Annotated in this window: 16 protein-coding genes; 14 read left to right on the top strand and 2 right to left on the bottom strand. The window is 36.1% G+C overall.

Translation table 11 applies throughout. From position 1 onward, the window contains the following. Positions 1 to 84 precede the first annotated feature (84 nt). The 6 genes from BMY56_RS08220 to BMY56_RS08195 all read left to right on the top strand — a co-directional run bounded on the left by BMY56_RS08220 (position 85) and on the right by BMY56_RS08195 (position 5,187). A complete protein-coding gene (locus tag BMY56_RS08220) occupies positions 85 to 921 on the top strand; it encodes a universal stress protein (RefSeq protein WP_091622493.1) in 837 nt (278 codons plus the stop codon). Between the two features lie 6 nt (positions 922 to 927). Next, positions 928 to 1,776: a universal stress protein gene (locus tag BMY56_RS08215; RefSeq protein WP_091622491.1), complete on the top strand. Its 849-nt coding sequence runs from the start codon at positions 928 to 930 to the stop codon at positions 1,774 to 1,776. A 66-nt stretch (positions 1,777 to 1,842) separates the two neighbouring features. Then, positions 1,843 to 2,682 carry a universal stress protein gene (locus BMY56_RS08210; protein ID WP_091622488.1) on the top strand — a complete coding sequence of 280 codons (840 nt, stop codon included), beginning with the start codon at positions 1,843 to 1,845 and terminating at the stop codon, positions 2,680 to 2,682. Between the two features lie 379 nt (positions 2,683 to 3,061). After that, positions 3,062 to 3,484 carry a hypothetical protein gene (locus tag BMY56_RS08205; RefSeq protein ID WP_091622485.1) on the top strand — a complete coding sequence of 141 codons (423 nt, stop codon included), beginning with the start codon at positions 3,062 to 3,064 and terminating at the stop codon, positions 3,482 to 3,484. A gap of 105 nt (positions 3,485 to 3,589) precedes the next feature. Beyond that, entirely contained in the window at positions 3,590 to 4,066 is a 477-nt protein-coding gene (locus tag BMY56_RS08200; protein WP_091622483.1) for a hypothetical protein, read from the top strand. Positions 4,067 to 4,149: 83 nt separating this feature from the next. Continuing rightward, on the top strand, positions 4,150 to 5,187 hold the full coding sequence (locus BMY56_RS08195; RefSeq protein WP_245737181.1) for a 2-hydroxyacid dehydrogenase: 1,038 nt from the start codon (positions 4,150 to 4,152) through the stop codon (positions 5,185 to 5,187). A gap of 93 nt (positions 5,188 to 5,280) precedes the next feature. On the opposite strand, the gene BMY56_RS08190 is transcribed toward BMY56_RS08195, so the two are convergent. Together BMY56_RS08190 and BMY56_RS08185 are read right to left on the bottom strand one after the other, a co-directional pair. After that, positions 5,281 to 8,913 (bottom strand): alpha-L-rhamnosidase, encoded by a 3,633-nt coding sequence (locus BMY56_RS08190; protein ID WP_091622480.1) that lies wholly within the window; start codon positions 8,911 to 8,913, stop codon positions 5,281 to 5,283. Positions 8,914 to 9,018: 105 nt separating this feature from the next. Continuing rightward, positions 9,019 to 10,041, bottom strand: a complete 1,023-nt coding sequence (locus tag BMY56_RS08185) for a GntR family transcriptional regulator (protein ID WP_091622478.1) — start codon at positions 10,039 to 10,041, stop codon at positions 9,019 to 9,021. A 97-nt stretch (positions 10,042 to 10,138) separates the two neighbouring features. Between BMY56_RS08185 and BMY56_RS08180 the strand changes: the two genes are divergently transcribed. From BMY56_RS08180 to BMY56_RS08145, 8 genes are all read left to right on the top strand, one after another. Continuing rightward, positions 10,139 to 12,238: a bifunctional aldolase/short-chain dehydrogenase gene (locus BMY56_RS08180; protein ID WP_091622476.1), complete on the top strand. Its 2,100-nt coding sequence runs from the start codon at positions 10,139 to 10,141 to the stop codon at positions 12,236 to 12,238. A 33-nt stretch (positions 12,239 to 12,271) separates the two neighbouring features. After that, on the top strand, positions 12,272 to 13,486 hold the full coding sequence (locus BMY56_RS08175; RefSeq protein WP_091622473.1) for a DUF3500 domain-containing protein: 1,215 nt from the start codon (positions 12,272 to 12,274) through the stop codon (positions 13,484 to 13,486). A gap of 44 nt (positions 13,487 to 13,530) precedes the next feature. Continuing rightward, positions 13,531 to 14,811, top strand: a complete 1,281-nt coding sequence (locus BMY56_RS08170; RefSeq protein ID WP_091622471.1) for a sugar isomerase — start codon at positions 13,531 to 13,533, stop codon at positions 14,809 to 14,811. A gap of 3 nt (positions 14,812 to 14,814) precedes the next feature. Continuing rightward, on the top strand, positions 14,815 to 16,185 hold the full coding sequence (locus tag BMY56_RS08165; protein ID WP_091622468.1) for an FGGY-family carbohydrate kinase: 1,371 nt from the start codon (positions 14,815 to 14,817) through the stop codon (positions 16,183 to 16,185). A 10-nt stretch (positions 16,186 to 16,195) separates the two neighbouring features. Continuing rightward, a complete protein-coding gene (locus BMY56_RS08160) occupies positions 16,196 to 17,347 on the top strand; it encodes an alpha-hydroxy acid oxidase (RefSeq protein ID WP_091622466.1) in 1,152 nt (383 codons plus the stop codon). A 17-nt stretch (positions 17,348 to 17,364) separates the two neighbouring features. Then, positions 17,365 to 18,774: a purine-cytosine permease family protein gene (locus tag BMY56_RS08155; RefSeq protein ID WP_091622463.1), complete on the top strand. Its 1,410-nt coding sequence runs from the start codon at positions 17,365 to 17,367 to the stop codon at positions 18,772 to 18,774. A gap of 365 nt (positions 18,775 to 19,139) precedes the next feature. Continuing rightward, on the top strand, positions 19,140 to 20,339 hold the full coding sequence (uxuA, locus tag BMY56_RS08150; RefSeq protein ID WP_091622461.1) for a mannonate dehydratase: 1,200 nt from the start codon (positions 19,140 to 19,142) through the stop codon (positions 20,337 to 20,339). 13 nt (positions 20,340 to 20,352) lie between these two features. Beyond that, positions 20,353 to 21,516, top strand: a complete 1,164-nt coding sequence (locus BMY56_RS08145; protein ID WP_091622458.1) for a DUF4861 family protein — start codon at positions 20,353 to 20,355, stop codon at positions 21,514 to 21,516. The last annotated feature ends 11 nt before the right edge of the window (positions 21,517 to 21,527 follow it).

The raw sequence follows: 21,527 nt of genomic DNA, 5'->3' as shown, positions 1-21,527 counted from the left end.
AAGCATAATTTATTGAACTGACCAAGGTCATGGTTATTCAAATTTCATTGCCTTAATTTTATGTAAATCATACCTTATATATTTATGTCACGAATTCTCTTACCTACTGATTTTTCCGATAACTCTAAAGAAGCTATTCGTTATGCGCTAAAGGTCTATAAAGACGTTAAAACTACCTTCTATTTGTTGCATACCTATACCCCACCCGTTTATCAGACCGAATACATTATTGGTAGCCCTGGTCAAATTGGTCTAGGAGATATTTTACAGGAAAGTAGTATGACACAATTAGAGAAATTGAAAGATAGCTTAGAACGTCAATACCCAAACCCTATCCATACGATAATTGTTCATTCTGCTTTCAATACACTAATAAGTGAAGTTTTAGAAACTGTAGCGGCAGAAAATATAGATGTAATAGTAATGGGAACAAAGGGCGTTACCGGTGCCACTGAAATTTTATTTGGCACGCATACGGTTCATGTAATCAAAAAAGCAAAATGCCCCGTCATTGCCGTTCCACCAAATTTTGATTATGAAGCTCCCAAAGAAATATTATTCCCTACCGATTATGAGATTGAATATAAAAAAGGGAATATGGAGACTTTGTTGGCAATTGCAACAAAACATAAATCAAGAATTAATGTAATGCACGTAAGAGCAGGGTATAACCTTACCACAATTCAAGAAAAGCACAAAGCAACGCTTGAAAAATTATTAGGAAACCAGGCATTGTTTCATGAATTACCTGATAATGGTATCATAGAAGCTATCAATGAATTTCAGATAAAACAAAAAATAAACCTATTGGTGATGGTGAAGAATAAACACACTTTTTTGGAACGATTGTTTATTGAACCAATTATTAAAAAAATAGGATTACACATTACCGTTCCCTTTATGGTACTCCCTCAAAATTAAAATATTATGAAGAATATACTTGTCGCTACAGATTTTTCTAACAACGCCTACTGTGCACTTTTCTACGTTACAAAATTATTGGCATCAAAATCATGCAATTTTTATTTATTGAATGTATTCAACAAATTAACACCCTTACAAGGAAAAAAACCAAAATTGCTAGTTAGTAAAAAACTACTTGAAAAACTAAAACTTGAATCTGAGGAAAATTTAACAAAGACAATGCACAAAATTGTATTGGACAATGATAACCCCGATCATCAGTTTCAGACCATCTCAGAAAAAGGAATTCTATCTAAGATAATCACCAAAACAATTGATAAGCGGCATATAGATTTGGTTGTTATGGGCAATAAAGGTCTTACCGAAGCAGCTGATATTTTCTTTGGTAGCAATACAATACAGGTAGCGAACAAAATTAATAATTGTCCAATTCTTGCCATTCCTGGTGAAATGGAATATAAAGAACCTAAAGAAATCGCCTTTGTCACTGATTTCAAGAAAGGGTGTGCCAAAAAATCCATAGAACCTTTGTTATTTATTGCCTCACTTTTAAATGCAAAAATTAGAGTATTGCATATCACGGAAGAAGAAATTTTAAATACCGAACAAGAATCAAACAAAAAATTGTTGGATATCTGCCTAAAGGATGTCGACCATACGTTTCATTGGAGACAATTGTTCGACGACAAAGCGAAGGTCATTCAGGAATTTCTCGAAAAATTGAATGTAGACCTGTATTCAATGGTTAATCAAAAACATAACCTTTTTGAAAAATTGACCCGTGAACCTGTTATAAAAGATGTAAGCATGTATTCAGAAACCCCGTTTTTAATTCTTCCCGCTCAAGACTGATTATAATCATAGCAAAAATATTAACCACAAAATATATTTACTCTGGAAACCTCAAATAAATAAAAAATGGACAAGAGAATATTAGTACCTACAGATTTTTCAAAAAACGCCCTTAATGCCATCAGGTATGCGCTTAATCTTTATAAAGAAATTAAATGTGAATTTTACTTTTTAAACGTTTTTAGGTTGGATAGTTATAGTACCGACAACCTATTTATTCCTGAACCTGGTAGTGCGGAATATGAAGCCGCAAAGACTAGATCAGAAGAAGAGTTTAATAAACTCTTGGATATTCTAAAGCTACACCATAACAATGTGAAACATTCATACCATACCATTTCTACCTTCAATTTTTTAGAGGAAGCTTTAAAGCAAATAATTGCTGAAAAAGATATCGATTTAGTAGTTATGGGCACCCAAGGAGCTACTGGTGCCAAAGGTCTGATTTTTGGAAGCAATACGGTCAACACCATGGAGAAAATTAGGGAATGTCCTGTTTTGGCCGTTCCGGAAAATGTTCGATTTTCGTCCCCCAAAGAGATAGTATTCCCTACAGATTATAAGTCCGCCTTTAAGCGCAAAGAATTGAGTTATCTTATTGAAATTTCAAAAATGCACGACACTGCAATCCGGGTATTATATGTTGCAAAAAATGTCGAATTGAATGATGAACAATTGAACAACCAGAAATTGTTAGGAGATATATTGGGTACCTTAAACCATAGCTTTCATACCCTCTCTCTAAAAGATGTTTCAGATGGTTTAACCAGTTTTGTTGAAAGTAGGGACAGCGATATGATTGCATTTATTAATCGTAAGCACTTTTTCTTCAGTAGCATTTTTTCTAAACCCATGGTCAAGGAAATAGGATATAATGCTATCGTTCCTATTTTAGCTTTACATTAATTACAAAAAATCATGAAGTATAAAGGAATTTGAAAAATAGAATTAAGACCTTTCTGAATTTGTTGATAGTCAATACAATTACAATATTTTCTGATTTGACAATTAAAATAATAGTTGTGACATTTGCCGGTCTAGGTAGCTCTAAACCAATTAGAACCATATTATAATTATATGTGGACCATTACTAGTAATGAATTTCTTAATCATTCAAAGTCTACTCTTTTGGCGCATATAGAGTAGATTATAAATGTTTTTACTAAGTAATTAATTAGTCTCCAATTAAAGGAAACATAGGTTTATTACTTAAATTTTAGTTTCTGACCTACATCATTGTTTTCTTTTTTATTGGGTAGTAGTTTTATACGTAGACCTATCAATAATGGGAAAAGAACAAATAAGAACAAGTCAGAAGAACAAGAAACTAGAAGACCTTCATTGGAAAACACAGCAATGGAAAACACGCTTTCAAATCATGGATGATGAACTGACCTTAGCCGAACGTCTATTAGATAGTCAAATTTTTCAACCCAAAACACGAAATCTTTTTGAACGCTTACAGGAATACAAAATACGTATCCAGAAAATTAAAAACACCAAAAAAACTCTTCTTATTGATATTTCTATTCATGAAAATAATTTAGGGTGTCTATTAGACTGTACTGATATTAAATATGAATTAAGTTTTTATCGTAAACATGACAAGCTACAGGCCAAAATAGATTCTTGTTTAGAAAATTTTCAAAAATTGAAATTAGAAATTTTCAACTACACCGGCGGTATTTTAAACTTGAACGACTTTTAATACAAATAACATTTTCTGCTAAACGCCAATAGAAACTGATATTTGTCATTTTCAATCTACATGCCTTTCTTTAAATTAGAATGATAATTTAAAAAAACAAAGAAAATGGAATATACTTATATAGACTCGTATAGTGCCGAAGATATGCATGAGCATTCTAAAAAGTGGTTTTCAGAACTTTCTTTTATTAAAGATGAGCAACGTTTTCTAATTAGCTTAATTCAATCTTTTGCGATTAAACCTATAGACAAAAAGGAATTTTCGAAAACAGAAGAATTCAGAAAGGATATAGAAGAAAACCAAAAAATTTTAAATCCTATTATAAAACAAGTTCAAAAACATATGAACCAGCTAGAGATTATGATAGATGGCGTAAATCAGTTGGAAATGGAGCACGCCTATAGGAAGACACACAAAAAACTCTTCCAAAAGGTGAACCAAATTCTTTTGGACTATAGAACTATAAAAGAAAGAGGTTTTGCGAAATTATCTTCCATACTTAAATCAACAAAACAGAAAAAAGCTTTAGGCAACCCCGATTACCAGGTTAGAACCGTCAATAAAGAAGAAATTAATTCCTAAAAATACTTTCAACAATATCTCAAGAATATAGTAAAGTTAGCGAAAAGTTATATCAAACTTATTTTATTCAATATGAATAGAAAATGTTTAAATATTTAGAAAAGAACAACAATATGAAATTACTGGTTTATAGTGCAAAAGATTTTGAAATTCCTTTTTTAAAAAGTGCCAACAACAATCGTAATGAGGTAACCTATACCAAAAATGCGTTGGACAGTGAAACGGCATTACAAGCTACTGGTTATAATGCTATTTCCATATTTTCAGGAGACGATGCCTCATCAATTGTATTAGAAAAACTTTGGGATTTCGGTGTTCGTTATATCACCCTACGTTCTAGTGGTTATAACAACCTTCATATAAAAACTGCGAAACGTTTTGGGTTTCATGTTGCTAATGCATCAGATTACTCGCCCCATGCTATTGCCGAACATGCAACGGCACTGTTATTGGCGTTGAATCGAAAAATTGTTTTAGCAAATACCCAGGTTCATAAGTATAATTTTTTACAAGATGGCTTATTAGGTTTTAACTTACACGGTAAAACCGTTGGTATTATTGGCACCGGAAGAATAGGTAGTATTATGGCCAAGATTATGCATGGTTTTGGATGTAAAATTCTGGCATATGACCAAGCACCTGATTATGACCTTATTGAGCTTTGCAATGTCACCTATACCCCACTGAACGAGTTATGTGAAGAATCTGATATCATTAGCCTTCACATACCCATGAATTATGAAAACTATTATTTTATCAATAAGGAAAAATTGTCTTTAATGAAAAAAAGTACAATTCTCATAAATACCTCAAGAGGTGAATTGGTAGATACTAAAGCATTAATAGAAGCCTTAGAAGCTAAAAATATTGCCGGGTATGCAACCGATGTATACGAAAAAGAAAAAGGTATTTTCTTTAAGGACCATTCTAAAAATGGAATAAAAGACGAACGTTTAAAAAAATTACTATCTCTCACGAATGTTTTGCTAACACCACATCAAGCTTTTATAACAAAAGAAGCTTTAACCAATATAGCGGAGATAACTTTTGACAATTTGGATAGTTGGTCTCAAGGCCATATCAGTAAGAACGAATTGGGTATGGAATTAATTAATTCATAATGGTCCAAGAAAGTCACTTATAAACTTTCTTTTTACTCTTTAATCTTGGTCTAAACGAGTACTCTTGATAAGAACGCTTTTTGCCTTTTTTAGCTATTTTTTTATTTCAAATTGGTAACTACCCGAAGTCAATTCTAATACCACTTTATGGTTTTGCATTGGTAAAATTCGAACGCCTTTTGCCTTTTTAATTTTCTTGCCAGCTACGGTAATTTTGTTAATGCTCTCAATAGGCATCCTTAAAGTTGCGGTTGTATTGGCAGGCACGGTAACCATATACTTCCATCCTTCATTTTCCCATTGCCATTCACTTGAGATACGCCCGTACATACTATCATAATATCCCTTTGCAAATGTCATTTCCTTAGTAGGATCAGGAGTAGGTTCTAACACAAAATGCTTGAATCCAGGTGTGTTTGGATCGCGTTGAATTCCTAAAGAATAATTATACATCCAAGCGGCAACCGCACCAAATGAGTAATGATTAAAAGAATTCATACTATTATTACCTCCAAATCCATTTTCAACGGTATAGGAATTTAGTCGCTCCCAAATAGTCGTCGCGCCATTTTTTACGGAATACAACCATGAGGGGTATGAAGTCTGTTGCAATAATTTATAAGCTACCTCATGCTCGCCATTTTCAGAAAGGGCATGATTAAGGGATGCTGTTCCTATAAAACCGGTCATTAAAGAATATTCAGGTCGCTCTGCGCCAAGTTCATCTTTATTAGGACGTTGAATTGTAGCCACTAAATTGGTGATAACCTTTTCCTTATTCTGATCATTTAGCACATCAAAATTTAAAGGAATCGCATAGGAAGCTTGGGTATCTACAAAATCTCCTGCTTTTTTAGTCATCTCAGGCGGTAATGGGGGGCCAAAACGCATGGATTGATTTCCCAAATGCAGCGTTTTTCCCGTGGTTTCATCAAAATAAGTGGCATTTAAGAATTTCTTTCTTTCCTCATATTGATTTCTAAATTTTTCAACATCTGCAGGTTTGTTCAACAGCTCTGCGGCTTCGGCCATTATTTCCAAATCGCGCAAATGATAGACTGTCCAAAACATGGTATCTTCATTTTTATAGCCTTCCGGACTTAACCAATCGCCCAATGGTCCTTCGTTAATAACGCCGGTTTCACTATCTATTTTTGAGTTCAAAAATTCCACATACCGCTTCATGGCATCATAATGTTCACCAAGTAACGCCAAATCACCATACTGTTGGTATACCTCCCACGCTACGATAATACCAGCGCTTCCCCAAAGGGTACCTCCAAATCCGCCACCTACTGGAGCTACATCTGTAAAACGACCATCTTCTCTCTGCACATCGCGCATTGCTAACATATGACGGTCAAGAAATGGAGCTACATTGGCCAAATAGGTTGAGGCTTCTGAAAAAACATTGATATCACCACTCCAACCCATACGTTCGTTTCTAGCCGGTGTATCGGTTGGGATGGAAAGAAAATTACCTCTTAAGGACCAGGTAATGTTTTCCCATAATTTGTTGACCAATTCATTCGAGGATTCATACTTTGAAGCAATTTCCTTTATAGAACTGACGACTAATCCTTTAACATCTTTCAAAGGAACTGCCTTATCAATTCCTGTAATTTCCAAATACCTGTACCCGTGAAATGTAAACCTGGGTTGAATGGTTTCTTGCCCACCTTTTCTAATATAGATGTCCTGTGTCAATGCCGCCCTTATATTTTCTAACATGACCATTCCCGTATTTTTCTGGTACTCTGATAAATCGGGGTATTTCACCTCTGCATATCGAAGGGTAATGGTATCACCTGCTTGCCCCGGTGGAAGCTCTATTTTAGGGAAACCCACCATATTCTGATTCATGTCATATACAAAAACTCCAGGTCTAACCTCTTCTACATTTACCGGGGTCAGTTCTTTTACAATACTTGCATTCTCCCCTATTTGACCAATAAGCTTTAGGTCTTTATAGTTAAAATCCTGTGTTTGGTATGTATTCCCATCCAATGGAACTTGCACTGCGGGTTTCCATATACTATCATTGTATCCCTTGGCGGACCAATCGTTGATCTCCATATCTTTTCGAGCATCGTAGACTTCCCCCTGAAAAAAGCTGCCATAACGAACAGGACCATCCGTAAACAATTTCCAATCTGCTTCATTGGTTTTAATTATTTGTTCAGAGCCATCAGTATAGGTAATGACCAGTTGTGCCAAAAGCGATTGACGATCACCGAAATAATTCCAATTTTCACCACTGTACGTAATATTACCGCTCCACCAACCTTCGCCCAACCAGACTCCCCATACATTTTGTCCACCAGAAGAAATTTCACTGGTAACATCATAGGTCTGGTACATTTGCGTTTTATTGTACTGAGTAAGTCCGGGATTAAAGTAGTCTTCCCCCACCCGTTTACCATTTAAATACAGTTCATAAATACCACGTGCGGTTATATAGACCCTAGCCTTTGCTATTTCTTTATCTTCCGCTGCAAATGCGTTTCTCAAAATGGGTGAAGCGTTCTTACTTGGATCTGCCACTACAAAAATAGGCGCTTCATTTGCAGATAATTGATACCCACTTTCGGTGACACTAAAAATTGGGTGCGATGTAATCGCTGAAGTAAAAATACCATCGTACTCATTTTTTTTTAAATCTTCATTAAAAAGCGCATTAGATGGTTCCCGAAAATTCTTGATTTGAACATCTGAAAAAGTTGCTTTTTGACCAGCCGCTACATAAAACCCAATATCTGCTACCATAGGAAAACTGATATAGTCATTTCCTTTACCTACAGGATTTAAGTTAAAACCGACCTTACCTCTTGGAGGTGGCAGGGAATCATCGTTACCAGAAATTTTATGCTCATTTGAAGTGCCATTAAGAAACACTTCAAAAAGACCAAAGTTACATTCCGTATAAAAAGTATGTTTGTTGTATTTATTCCCTTGATTAATAAGCGCTAAAGGAATATCATAACTTTTGAAAGCTTTGGTATTACTATCTTCTGGTGTATACCCCACTCGATATACATTAAATATCGCCAAACCATTTTCTGTACCATCAACTTTAGAGATATCCAATTCAAATCGAATATAGCTTTGGTCCTTACCTACCTCAGCCCCTTGTATATTCATATTGCGATTCATTAAACGGGTATCGTTTGCACCGAAGACAAAAGATGCCTTGCCACTATTTGTTTTCTTATCCAAGCGCAGACCGTATTCCATATTAAATACAGATAGGTAATGTGAGTACAATACCAAATCCTCATCTGAACCACCAATCCACTGAGCACCATTCCATTGATTGGAATTAGGGTCGGCATCCATTAATCCCGTTTCAAACCAAGACTTTTTTGAACTAAGCTTACCTTCCTCGTCCCAAACCTTCACTTCCCAAGTATACCGTGTTGTTGGTTCTAAATCTTGACCATCGTAGGCTATCGCCAAAGAATTTCCATTTTCTATTTTACCTGAATCCCAAGTAATCGTTTTGGACTCATCTACCACTGTAATTTGATAAGCAGTCTGCATTTGTCCTTTTTTACTTAGGTCGGTTTCCATTTGCCAACTAAAACGCGGAGTACCAATATCAATACCTAATGGTTGTATCTGGTATTCGGTTTGAAGGTGTTGAATGGTTGACTGCGACCAGCCAAATGAGAAATATAAAATGCAAACTACTTGTAAAAATTTAGAATTGAGAAGATTGGTTTTCATAGCTTATTACATTTGTTTTGGATGGCATTAATTTCAACCAATAACAATAATAAGAAACAACTTTGAAAATACTATTCTGAACTGTTATGGTTGTTTAAAAAAAGACTAAAGCGATTTTCGTTGAATTACATAGAATGGATTCGCCAATTCTAGTTTTTTATGTTCTAAAATTAGATTTGCGGCCTGCGCACCTAAATTGTGGAAATCTGTTGAAATTACGGTTATCCCATCCGCTAAAACTTCCTTAAGAATAGTATCATTATATGAAATAATGCCAACGTCATTCCCCAAAACGAAATTTGATATCTTTATTTTTTTAAGTAAGATAACCAAATCGTCTTCCTTTAAATTAATATAAGCTGTATTGGGCTGTATGATTTCAGTTTCCATATTATTTACGTTGGAAAAATCGTATAAGTATTCTCCACAAAATCTTTGAAAACCCTTTTTTATCTCCTTTGGCTGGTACGTTTTAGAACCAAGAATTAACTTAATCTGTTTATATTTTTTCAATAAAGGATTGAGTTCTATTAATGCAGAGTAGATGTCATTTTCAAAATCTTGGTAAACTGTTGCTAGTGAATCATCTAAACCATCCAACTTTTTATCTAAGACTATAAGTTTGTTTAATGGAATTTCATTGATCAAAAAGGGAACCAGATCATCTCCACCTTCGTCAAAATGTGGAATGATTACATAATGTGTATAATCTCTCGATTTACTAGTCTTTATTAATTCTTTGAAATGCCTATAATTATTCTCATAAATAAAAAAATCGACAGTAGCGTTTTCTCCAATAGTTTTAGCAAATGAATCGTATATAAGCTTTTTATGGGCACTTAACTTATTAAACAATAAAAATACCCTTGCCTTTAATTTTAATCGATCATTCTTAATATAATATCCTTTGCCAGGAACTGAATCGATTATTTTTCTAGTCTTCAAATCATCATAAGCACGTACAATAGTATCCCTTGAAATATCAAATTGATTAAGCAATTGATTTACAGATGGTAATTTGTCATTAAGCTTAATCTGTCCATTTTCTATTCCTGTCAATATTGAATTTATAATCTGCTTATATTTAGGAATTTTGGAATGTTCATTAATGTCAATTAATTTCAGCATACGACGAAGATTTGTAATAGTACCTAACAGTACAGAACACTTATTTGATTGTCAATGTATATGTTTGAGGTAATAATATCCGAAAATAAGTAGAAATATGAATACAAAGACCTTTAAACATGTAGATTTCCTTTGGGACGAAAAGAAAGCAGATGCATTGGGAGACGATCAGGTTGCTCTTTTTCTATATCGATCCAACATTTTAGGCGCCGATTTACGGATTACCAACTATGGTGGCGGAAACACAAGTTGTAAAACCATTGAAAAAGACCCTTTGACCAATGAAGATGTAGAAGTTATGTGGATCAAAGGGTCAGGTGGCGATATTGGCACCTTGACCAAAGCAGGAATTGCAGGTTTATATACAGAAAGACTTCGTAATCTTAAGAATGTCTATGGAGGCCTGCAGAATGAAGACCGTATGGTAGGTCTTTTTAACCATTGCATCTATGATTTGGACAGCAAAGCGCCATCCATTGATACACCATTACACGGTTTACTTCCTTTTAAGCACATTGATCATTTGCATCCAGATGCTTTAATCGCTGTTGCAGCGGCCAAGGATAGTGAAAAGGTGACCAAAGAGATTTGGGGAGATACTATGGGCTGGGTACCTTGGCAACGCCCAGGTTTTGACCTAGGTCTACAACTCGAAAAATGTTTGAACGATAATCCTGGTATTCGAGGAATCGTTTTGGGCAGTCACGGTCTTTTTACTTGGGGAGATACGTCTTACGAATCGTATATTAATAGTTTGGAAGTCATTGAAATGGCTTCGGAATATATCGAGAAGAAAATAAAGGATAACGGCAGTGTTTTTGGTGGAGAAAAACTAAAGAGCCTACCAAAGGAAGGTCGCTTGGAAAAAGCTGCACAGCTAATGCCAATGCTTAGGGGGTTATGTTCTTCTGAGGATAGAATGATTGGTCATTTCAACGATAGCGATGTTGTTTTACAATACATCAATAGTAATGATCTGGAACGATTGGCACCCATGGGCACTTCTTGCCCTGATCACTTTTTACGTACTAAAATTCAACCTTTGATATTAAATTTAGGTACAGATGCAGATGCCAGTGATACCGAAACCATTCTAAAAAAAGTAAAGCCGTCGTTTGAACAATACCGTCAAGAATACAAAGACTATTATGAAACCTGTAAAAAAGGCAATAGTCCCGCTATGCGTGACCCTAACCCCGTTATCATTATTTATCCGGGTGTTGGTATGTTCAGTTTTGCAAAAAACAAGCAGACTGCCAGAGTTGCAAATGAATTTTATGTAAACGCCATTAACGTAATGCGCGGTGCAGAGGCCATGACAGAGTATACTTCCTTGCCTAGACAGGAAGCTTTTGATATTGAATATTGGTTGTTGGAAGAGGCAAAATTACAGCGCATGCCAAAAGAAAAGCCATTGTCTAGAAAAGTGGCTCTTATCACGGGAGCTGGAGGCGGCATTGGTAAGGCTATCGCAGATAAATTGGCTTCAGAAGGGGCGAATGTGGTATTGACCGATATTGCAGAAGATAGATTAAAAGAGGCTCTTGCCACCTATCCTGGGGATACGGCAAGTTATGCCATCTGTGATGTTACAAAAACTGAATCGATTACCACTGCCTATAAAAAAGCATGTATAGATTTTGGAGGTGTTGACATTGTTGTACACAGTGCCGGATTAGCAATTTCTAAACCTTTAGAGGAAACTACTGAAAAGGATTGGGACATTTTACAGAATGTTCTAGTAAAAGGTCAATTCGAATTGGCTAAACAAGCCGTTGGGATTATGCGTCGGCAGGATTTAGGTGGGGATATCATCCACATAGCCAGTAAAAACGGATTGGTTTCTGGGCCAAATAATGTAGCGTACGGAACTGCAAAAGCAGCACAGCAACACATGACAAGATTATTAGCAGCTGAATTGGGCGGTGATCATATTCGTGTGAATACTGTAAATCCGGATGGTGTTATCGTAGGTAGTAAAATTTGGGAAGGCGATTGGGCAGAAGGTCGTGCTAAAGCCTATGGTATTACGGTCGAGGAATTACCGGCACATTATGCAAAAAGAAATTTATTGAATGAAATTATTTATCCTGCCGATATTGCCAATGGTGTTTTTGCCTTGGTTGGTATTTTGGATAAATCTACAGGTAATATTATCAATGTAGATGGCGGCATGGCAAACGCCTTTGTCCGATAATACTTGAAACAATTTAAGCTAACTTCAAAAAAGATGAAAAAAATAACATTCATACTTATATTATCTTTCGCAATAGGTTGCAAACAAGCTCCTAGTCAAGACAAAGTTGTTGATAATCCTCCGAATACTTCAGGTGACCAAGATGGACCAACAGCCTATTTTGCCAAATTACAGGCCGATGCCATACAGGAAGCCTTTGAAGGCATTACTACGGATAAAGGTAAAGAAACGGGGCTATTCCCGATACGAACCACAGGGGTGAGCACCCAGCCAATAAAAGAGGCCGCGGAACAATTTTTGAAAGCGATGAGCTTATCTCAAAAAGAACGGGCATCGTATGCTATTGATGATGATGAATGGCGAAAATGGTGTAATGTTGACAACGGCATTTATATTAGACAAGGGGTAAGTTTAAAAGAGATGGACTCGCTTCAAAAAAGTATGGCCTTTAATTTAATGCAAACCTCTTTGAGTGCCAAAGGGCTTACCTTGAGCAAGGATATTATGAAAACGGACCAGACTTTGAAAGAACTTAACAACGGGTCTGATGCCTACGATGAAGAACTATATTGGTTTACTTTCATGGGAACACCTTCAAATACGGAACCTTGGGGTTGGCAATTAGATGGTCACCATTTGGTCATCAACTATTTTATATTAGGAGACCAAGTGGTCATGTCGCCCGTATTCATGGGAGGGGAACCAATTATCACGTCATCTGGCAAATACAAAGGGAATTCCATTTTTCAAGATGAGCAAAATTTAGGTTTAGCGCTAATGCAATCCTTTAGTGCCGCACAGCAAAAAGAAGCTATGCTTTCCATGACCAAAGAAAGAGATGTGGCAAAAGCGGAGGCTTTCAAGGACAATGCGATCATTAACTATGAAGGATTACCCATTTCTAAATTAACCGAATCCCAAAAAGAAGCGCTTTTACAATTAACGGCACAGTATATCAATAATATCAGGGAAGGTCATCAACAGATTAAAATGGAAGAAATAAAAGCGCATCTTGATAACACTTGGTTCGCTTGGGTGGGCTCTACTGAAGATGACGCCGTATTTTATTACCGAATTCATAGTCCTGTTGTTTTGATAGAATTTGACCATCAAAAGGCCGTAGGGGTGCCCCATGACAAAAATAGCGGCCCTACTAGAAATCATATTCATACCGTGGTGAGAACGCCAAATGGAAATGACTATGGAAAGGATTTATTAAAACAACATTTGAAAGAACATCATCATTAATTACTATCGTATTGACTTATAAATTTACTGTTACTTAAATTCAGATGAGAATTAACAAACAACATATAGCGGATGAAAATAAAAATTCATCTGAAAACCATAAAGACGGTTTCGACTTTTTATCCCATCAGTTAGATAAGCAAGATAAAGATGTGAATGCGATTCTTCGAAAATTGGCCGATTTTCAAGTAGCTATACCCAGTTGGGCATTGGGTGCAGGTGGTACTCGTTTTGGTAGATTCTCCTATTTTGGAGAACCATCTACTTTGGAACAAAAAATTGATGACGTAGGTGTTTTACATGCACTTACCAAAACGGCAGGCGCAATTTCATTACATATTCCTTGGGATATTCCACAAGATTATGATGCAATAAAAGAACGAGCAAAAATTAACGGATTAGTTTTTGACGCGGTAAATTCAAATACGTTTCAAGATCAAAAAGATGCAAAAGAAAGTTATCGTTTTGGTTCATTGTCAAATTTAAATGCGTCGGCACGAGAACAGGCCATTCAACATAACATTGACGTCATTAATATAGGTGAAAAATTGGGCTCTAAAAGTTTAACTGTGTGGTTGGCCGATGGCGCAAACTTTGCAGGTCAACGCAATTTTCAATCTTCATTGATTCATGCAGAAAATAGCCTTAAAAGCATCTATTCAGAATTACCTGATGATTGGAAAATGTTCATCGAGTATAAACCTTATGAACCTAATTTTTATAGTACTGTAATACAAGATTGGGGAACTTCGTTTATGTTGGCCAACGCTTGCGGTGAAAAGGCATACACCTTAGTAGATTTAGGGCACCACTTACCCAATACTAATATTGAACAAATAGTTTCTACCTTAATGCTAAAAGGAAAATTAGGAGGTTTCCATTTTAATGACAGCAAATATGGTGATGATGATAGTACAGTTGGTAGTGTAAAACCCTATGCCCTATTCTTGATTTTCAACGAATTGGTATACGGAATGGAAAATAATCCTCAGAATCCGGATCTAGCATGGATGATTGATGCAAGTCACAATATCAAGGATCCTTTGGAAGATTTATTACAATCTTTGGAGGCAATACTAGAAGCTTACGCCAAAGCACTATTGGTAGATCAAGAAGAATTAAAAGCGGCCCAAGAAAGAAACGATGTGACACTGTGCCAAGAAATTATGCAGAATGCATACCGAACCGATGTTCGACCTCTATTAGCACAGGCAAGAGCATTATCAGGTGGCGTAATAAACCCTTTAAAATCATATCGCTCCTTAAGAATTCGAGAAGGATTGATTAAAGAAAGAGGTATGAATTCTGTTGCTACAGGTTTATAACAAATGAAGAAGGTAACCGCCATATTCGATATAGGAAAGACAAACAAAAAGTTCTTTCTTTTTGATGCTGATTATCAAGAAGTGTATAGAGAATATACTACTTTCGATACTATTGTCGATGAGGACGGTCACCCAACTGAAGATTTAAAATCCCTTCAAAATTGGTTAAAAAGTGTCTTTGATAGGATATTAAAATCAGACAAATACAATATTAAGGCCATCAATTTTTCCACCTATGGGGCTAGTTTTGTCCACCTAGATGATAACGGCGATGTGGTAACTCCACTTTACAACTATACCAAACCTTTAGATTCAAAAATTACTAGTTCGTTTTATGATAAATATGGACCTGAAGAAGAAATGGCAGTGTCTACGGGTTCCTCAAATGACGGCATGCTTAATTCTGGTATGCAATTATATTGGCTGAAACATGCTAAACCTGAAGTGTTCAAAAAAATAAGATATTCGCTACATCTACCACAATATATCAGCTATATATTTACTGGTATACCTATCAGTGAATATACCAGTATCGGTTGCCATACGGCTTTATGGGATTTTTCAAAAAAAGACTACCACACCTGGGTTTATGCCGAAGGCTTTCATGAAATTTTACCTCCAATTGTGTCGACCGAGACCAGCATCAACATGAACTATAATGGCAAGCGCATAAAAATAGGCGTGGGTATTCATGATAGTTCTGCAGCACTTTTGCCTTATGTAAGAAGTATAAAAAAGAAATTTATTCTTGTTTCTACGGGTACATGGAGTATTGCCTTAAATCCTTTTTCAGACCATTTGCTTACGAAAGATGACATCGCAAACAATTGCATCAACTACATGCGCATAAACGGCAAGCCGGTAAAATCGGCACGCTTATTTTTAGGGAAAGAGTATACGATTCAGGTAAAAAAATTATCCGATTATTTTAAGGTTTCTGAAGATTACCATAAGTCCATAAAATTTGATTACAATACCTATTTTGAAATTTTACAGAACATGAAACCTATCTTTAGGTGGGAAGGTATTGTAACCGAAACCATGCCCAAAGAAACGAAGATTATTTACGATAATTTTGTACATGCCTATCATCATTTAATGATTGAGTTGGTATGGTTACAGGTAGACAGCATAAAAGAAGCAACAGGTGACGATAATATAGAAAAGCTTTATATTGATGGTGGTTTCAGTGATAATGATGTATACATAAAATTATTGACGCATTATTTGAGAAATATGGAATTACGTACAACCGATTCTTCACTTGGTTCAGCTTTAGGAGCGGCCATAGCGATTTCGGATAGTAAGTTGAATTCCAAGTTTTTGAAAAAAAATTACAGTTTAAAAAAACACGTACCGTTCATTATAAAATAAGAAAGTAGCTATGGCAATGAGTTTCAATTCTGATTATCCATCCGTAGATGATTTACGATTAAAGGCAAAAAAGAGAATACCCAAATTTGCTTTTGAGTATTTAGATGGTGGCTGTAATGAAGATGTTAGCCTTGGCCGAAATACTTCAGAAATAAGAAAGGTACAGCTTCAACCACGGTATTTAAGAAATTACGGTACTAGCTCTATAAAGACCAAGGTATTGGGAATGGAATTCGATGCTCCGTTCGGCATAGCCCCAGTTGGATTACAAGGTTTAATGTGGCCGAACACTCCAGCCATATTGGCCAAAGCGGCCTATAACCATAATATACCCTTTATACTGAGTACGGTTACTACAATGGATATTGAAAAAGCTAGTGAACTAACTGAAGGTAATGCTTGGTTTCAATTATATAATCCCGTAGACGATGCCATTCGTGATAGTATTATAGACCGTGCCACAGCCGCCGGTTGTCCAGTTCTGGTATTGTTATGTGACGTACCCACTTTTGGATACCGCCCACGCGATTTTAGAAATGGATTGGCCTTGCCGCCAAAAATGACCGCTTCCAATATCCTACAAATTTTAGGAAAACCAGCTTGGGCCTATAATACCCTAAAATATGGCCAACCTACTTTTGAAACATTAAAACCGTATACACCTGAAGGTCTTAACCTTCGTCAATTAGGCGCATTTATGGACAAGACCTTTTCTGGTCGATTAAACGAAGAAAAGATTAAGCCAATACGTGATAAATGGAAAGGGAAATTAGTTTTGAAAGGTGTGGCCTCTGAACAAGACACACAGGATGCGATACGAATGGGTTTTGACGGCATCATCGTATCCAACCATGGTGGCAGACAGTTAGATGCAGCACAATCTACCATAAACTCACTTCAGGAAATTACAGCAAAATATAGTGCCCAAATTGAAATTATGATGGACAGCGGACTTCGTTCAGGCCCAGATATAGCACGTGCCATGGCTAGTGGGGCAAAATTTACTTTTATGGGCCGTTCTTTTGTCTATGGTACCGGTGCCTTAGGAAATAAAGGTGGAGACCATACTATTGGCATGTTAAAAACCCAATTTAAGCAGGTCATGGACCAACTGTGCTGTGAACGTGTTGAGGATTTACATAAGCATCTAATAAAGCAATAACCAACCATACGTTTATTATGAGCCAATTCAATATAGAAGAAGAAATAGAGGAAATTGCCGGCGGTGAATTTGAAAGACAACCCGTACCAAAATCAAGCCTTAAAAGTTGGAAAAGCTTTCTTGGAATGTATGCTGGTGAACATGCTGCAGGCACAGAATTTGTTATAGGGCCGTTGTTTTTAACTACAGGTGTTAGTGCTTTTGATTTGATTATTGGATTACTATTAGGGAATTTAATGGCCGTTTTTAGCTGGCGCTTCTTGACTTCAGAAATTGCTGTAAAGAGAAGACTTACCCTGTATTATCAATTGGAAAAAATATGCGGTAAAAAATTAGTGATCGGGTATAACTTGGCTAATGGTATCTTATTCTGCTTTTTGGCTGGGGCCATGATTACGGTTTCTGCTACTGCTGTGGGAATTCCGTTTGATATGGAAATGCCTAAACTAACCGACACAATGCCTAATGGTGCTACATGGATAATTATTGTAGTGGCTATTGGTGCGATCATTTCGTTGATAGCTTCCAAAGGATATGAAACGGTTTCTAAAGCAGCGAATTGGATGTCTCCTGTAATAGTTTTGGCTTTTGTTGCCTGTGGTGTAGTAGCATTACAGCAATTGGGCGTAGGTAGTTTTAAAGATTTTTGGAATATCTGGGGAGAAGGTAGCGAACCGTTCCCTGGGCAAATAAAATATACGTTTTGGCATGTGTTCTTTTGGTCTTGGTTTGCCAATGCCGCAATGCATATCGGCATGTCTGACCTTTCTGTTTTTCGTTTTGCAAAAAAAGCGAGTTCTGGATGGACAACAGCTGCTGGTATGTATGTAGGTCACTATATGGCATGGATTGCAGCAGCATTATTGTATGCCGTCTATGTACAATCTCCAGAGGCACAAGCCTTATTGGCTCAAGGTCAAGCACCTAATGTTGCACCTGGTCCATTGGCCTATAATGCGATAGGTGTTTTTGGAATTATTGCAGTGGTGTTGGCAGGCTGGACAACCGCTAACCCAACTATTTATAGAGCCGGACTCGCTTTTCAGGCTATTATACCAAAAGCATCTACCTTTTGGGTGACCATTTTAGCAGGTTCTATTGCAACAATTGCAGGTTTATTTCCTGCCTTTGCCATGAAATTATTGGATTTTGTAGCGCTTTACGGATTCATATTAGCTCCTGTTGGCGCTGTTATCGTATTTGAACATTTTTTCCATAAGCAAGCAGGCATCGCTCAGAACTATGCTGAATTGGCAAATATAAAATTCAATAAATCGGTTTTATTAGCTTGGGCAATTAGCTTCGGACTCTTCTATTTTATATCGGTTCAATTCGATGTTTTTCTTTCTTTTGTAACATTGCCTGCCTGGTTATTATGCGGCGTTTTATTCTTAGTTTTTAGTAAAAATTCTCAAAAGAAAGTATAACTAAAAATATAAAATGCACCTATTTCATAGGTCAATAATAAATTATTTACGCCCATTATACTCAATGTTATAATGCTATTGGATTCAATTAACTCTTTTATTTTAAAATTCTGTAGGTTTATGCAACACTGTTTATTTTGGAGACCATTCCCTATTAACAATTAAACAGTCTCCATACTTTTTAAATTTACCCTGTTATAATTAGATACAAAAAATATCGTAAATATGAATGGATATAGTATCTTGAACAAACGCTCTAATGGCTAATTTACATCCCTATTAGAAATGTTGACTCCGCCTCCTTTACTATAAAATGTTTGCTTAAAAAGAGGTTATTAGGAAAATTAATTTAAAATTGTTAAGAATTGAGTTTAGAAAACACATGGAGATGGTACGGGCCTAATGACCCAGTTTCACTACAAGATATAAGACAAGCAGGTGCCACGGGTGTCGTTAGTGCTTTACACCATATTCCTAATGGAATGGTTTGGTCAATAGAAGAAATTACGGAACGTAAAAAAATAATTGAGTCGGCTCGTCTTACTTGGTCTGTGGTAGAAAGCGTTCCTATTCATGAAGATATTAAGACCCAAAAAAGTGATTTTAAAGTCTACTATGAAAATTACAAACAGACACTTATTAATTTAGGAAAATGTGGCATCGATACGGTCTGTTATAACTTCATGCCTGTACTGGATTGGACAAGAACGAATTTAGATTATAAGGTGGAAGATGGTTCAACCGCACTTCGTTTTGAAGCAGTTGCTTTCGCTGCCTTTGAAATGTATTTATTAAAAAGACCAGGTTCTGAAGAAACGTATTCGCAGTCTCAAAAATCTGCCGCCAAAGAATTTCTTAAGAATATTTCCGAAGAAGGAAAAAAGAAATTAATTAGCAATATTATTGCAGGTTTACCAGGTGCAGAAGAAGGGTATACCTTAGAAGAATTCAATACTATTTTGGCCACTTATGATTCTATTGGTCCTAAAGAATTAAAAGAAAACTTATTCCAATTTCTATCTGAAATTATTCCGATTGCCGAAAAATCGGGTATAAAAATGTGTATACATCCTGATGATCCGCCGTTTCCAATATTAGGGCTGCCAAGGGTCGTAAGCACAGAGCAAGATATTATTGACCTATACAATGCCGTTGATAGTCCAAACAACGGATTAACTTTTTGCACGGGTTCTTTTGGAGTTCGGCCTGATAACGATTTACTTGGTATGATAGAACGTTTAGGAGATCGCATACATTTTATTCATTTACGCAGCACACAAAGAGACGCCGATGGCAATTTTCATGAAGCGAATCACTTAGAAGGCGATGTAGATATGTACTCAGTTATGAAGGCGTTGATCAATGAACAGGAAAAAAGAAAATCAGCTGGTAGAAAAGATACTAGAATGCCTATGCGACCTGATCATGGCCATAAAATGTTAGACGATTTGAGGAAGAAAACAAATCCTGGTTATTCAGCAATAGGTAGGCTAAGAGGTTTAGCTGAATTAAGAGGATTGGAAATGGGGATTCGAAAAAGTCAACAATTAGATACTTCTATTTAAAAACAATGACATTATGAAAATCGTGTTCCAGTTCGTAATCTTACTTCTTATTTTATCATGTAACAATAACTCGAACACGATTATTACCGTACAAAACACTTTAAATACAAATAGAAGTTTTGAAACAGTCACTTTAGACTTAGAAAAACTAAGACTTAGTGGCGGTAATGAATCTATTTTTATAGAAGATTTTGAAACGGGTGAAAAACTTATTTCACAAGTAATTGATGAGAATAACGATGGCAAGTTTGACGTGCTTTTGTTTCAACCTGAAATGCCCGCCAATTCTGAGAGAAAATTTAATATAAAAACTGGTGCAATTTCTAAAGAAAAGGATAGTATACCAGCCTGTTATTCTAGGTTCGTACCAGAAAGAACAGACGATTATGCTTGGGAAAACAATAGGGTAGCATTCCGCACATATGGCCCAAGAGCTCAAGAAATGATTGAATCCAATATCAACGGAGGAACACTCTCAAGCGGTATTGATGCATGGTTAAAAAGAGTTGAATATCCCATTATCAATAAATGGTATAAAAAGGAAACCTCTAACACGGGTTCTTATCACGAAGATACAGGAGAAGGTCTAGATAATTTTCATGTAGGTATAAGCAGAGGTGTTGGCGGTATCGCTAAAAAAGTAGATAGCACCTATTATATTTCGAAAAATTTTACCGCTTGGAAAACTTTGTTCAATGGACCTATACGTACTTCTTTCATTTTAGAATATGCATCATGGGATGCCGGTGGAAAGAAAATATCGGAGAAAAAGAAAATTTCTTTAGATAATGGAAGTAACCTTTCTAAATTTGAAGTAACAGTTAAAGGAACCGACACAATTTCTTCAGGTTTAACATTACATGAACGAGAAGGTGAAATAACAACGAATGATGAGTACGGATGGGTTAGTTATTGGGAACCACATGACGATTCTCAATTAGGCACCGGTATTGTTGTTCCAAACAATACTATGGTTGGCCATGAACATTATGTAACAAATATACAGGACGCTAGCAATTTGTTCGTTCACATTTCTAGTGAAAATACTAATGTAACCTACTATGCAGGTTTTGGGTGGAAAAAGAGTGGTCAATTTCAAAATAAAAATGAGTGGAATGAATATTTACAACACTTTTCAGAAGGTTTGAAAAATCCATTGCTTGTACGAGTACAATAGGGCTGTTCAAA

This window comes from Maribacter orientalis, from assembly GCF_900109345.1.
Taxonomy (GTDB): Bacteria; Bacteroidota; Bacteroidia; order Flavobacteriales; family Flavobacteriaceae; genus Maribacter; species Maribacter orientalis.
This window is presented reverse-complemented; position numbering and strand designations above follow the sequence as displayed.

Bases quoted from the DNA above. Each gene is read 5' to 3' on its own strand.
- BMY56_RS08175 (WP_091622473.1), top strand. From the start codon at position 12,272: ATGAAAAAAATAACATTCATACTTATATTATCTTTCGCAATAGGTTGC.
- BMY56_RS08165 (WP_091622468.1), top strand. From the start codon at position 14,815: ATGAAGAAGGTAACCGCCATATTCGATATAGGAAAGACAAACAAAAAG.
- BMY56_RS08160 (WP_091622466.1), top strand. From the start codon at position 16,196: ATGGCAATGAGTTTCAATTCTGATTATCCATCCGTAGATGATTTACGA.
- BMY56_RS08215 (WP_091622491.1), top strand. From the start codon at position 928: ATGAAGAATATACTTGTCGCTACAGATTTTTCTAACAACGCCTACTGT.
- BMY56_RS08210 (WP_091622488.1), top strand. From the start codon at position 1,843: ATGGACAAGAGAATATTAGTACCTACAGATTTTTCAAAAAACGCCCTT.
- BMY56_RS08145 (WP_091622458.1), top strand. From the start codon at position 20,353: ATGAAAATCGTGTTCCAGTTCGTAATCTTACTTCTTATTTTATCATGT.
- BMY56_RS08205 (WP_091622485.1), top strand. From the start codon at position 3,062: ATGGGAAAAGAACAAATAAGAACAAGTCAGAAGAACAAGAAACTAGAA.
- BMY56_RS08220 (WP_091622493.1), top strand. From the start codon at position 85: ATGTCACGAATTCTCTTACCTACTGATTTTTCCGATAACTCTAAAGAA.
- BMY56_RS08180 (WP_091622476.1), top strand. From the start codon at position 10,139: ATGAATACAAAGACCTTTAAACATGTAGATTTCCTTTGGGACGAAAAG.
- BMY56_RS08170 (WP_091622471.1), top strand. From the start codon at position 13,531: ATGAGAATTAACAAACAACATATAGCGGATGAAAATAAAAATTCATCT.
- BMY56_RS08155 (WP_091622463.1), top strand. From the start codon at position 17,365: ATGAGCCAATTCAATATAGAAGAAGAAATAGAGGAAATTGCCGGCGGT.
- BMY56_RS08185 (WP_091622478.1), bottom strand. From the start codon at position 10,041: ATGCTGAAATTAATTGACATTAATGAACATTCCAAAATTCCTAAATAT.
- BMY56_RS08195 (WP_245737181.1), top strand. From the start codon at position 4,150: ATGTTTAAATATTTAGAAAAGAACAACAATATGAAATTACTGGTTTAT.
- BMY56_RS08190 (WP_091622480.1), bottom strand. From the start codon at position 8,913: ATGAAAACCAATCTTCTCAATTCTAAATTTTTACAAGTAGTTTGCATT.
- BMY56_RS08200 (WP_091622483.1), top strand. From the start codon at position 3,590: ATGGAATATACTTATATAGACTCGTATAGTGCCGAAGATATGCATGAG.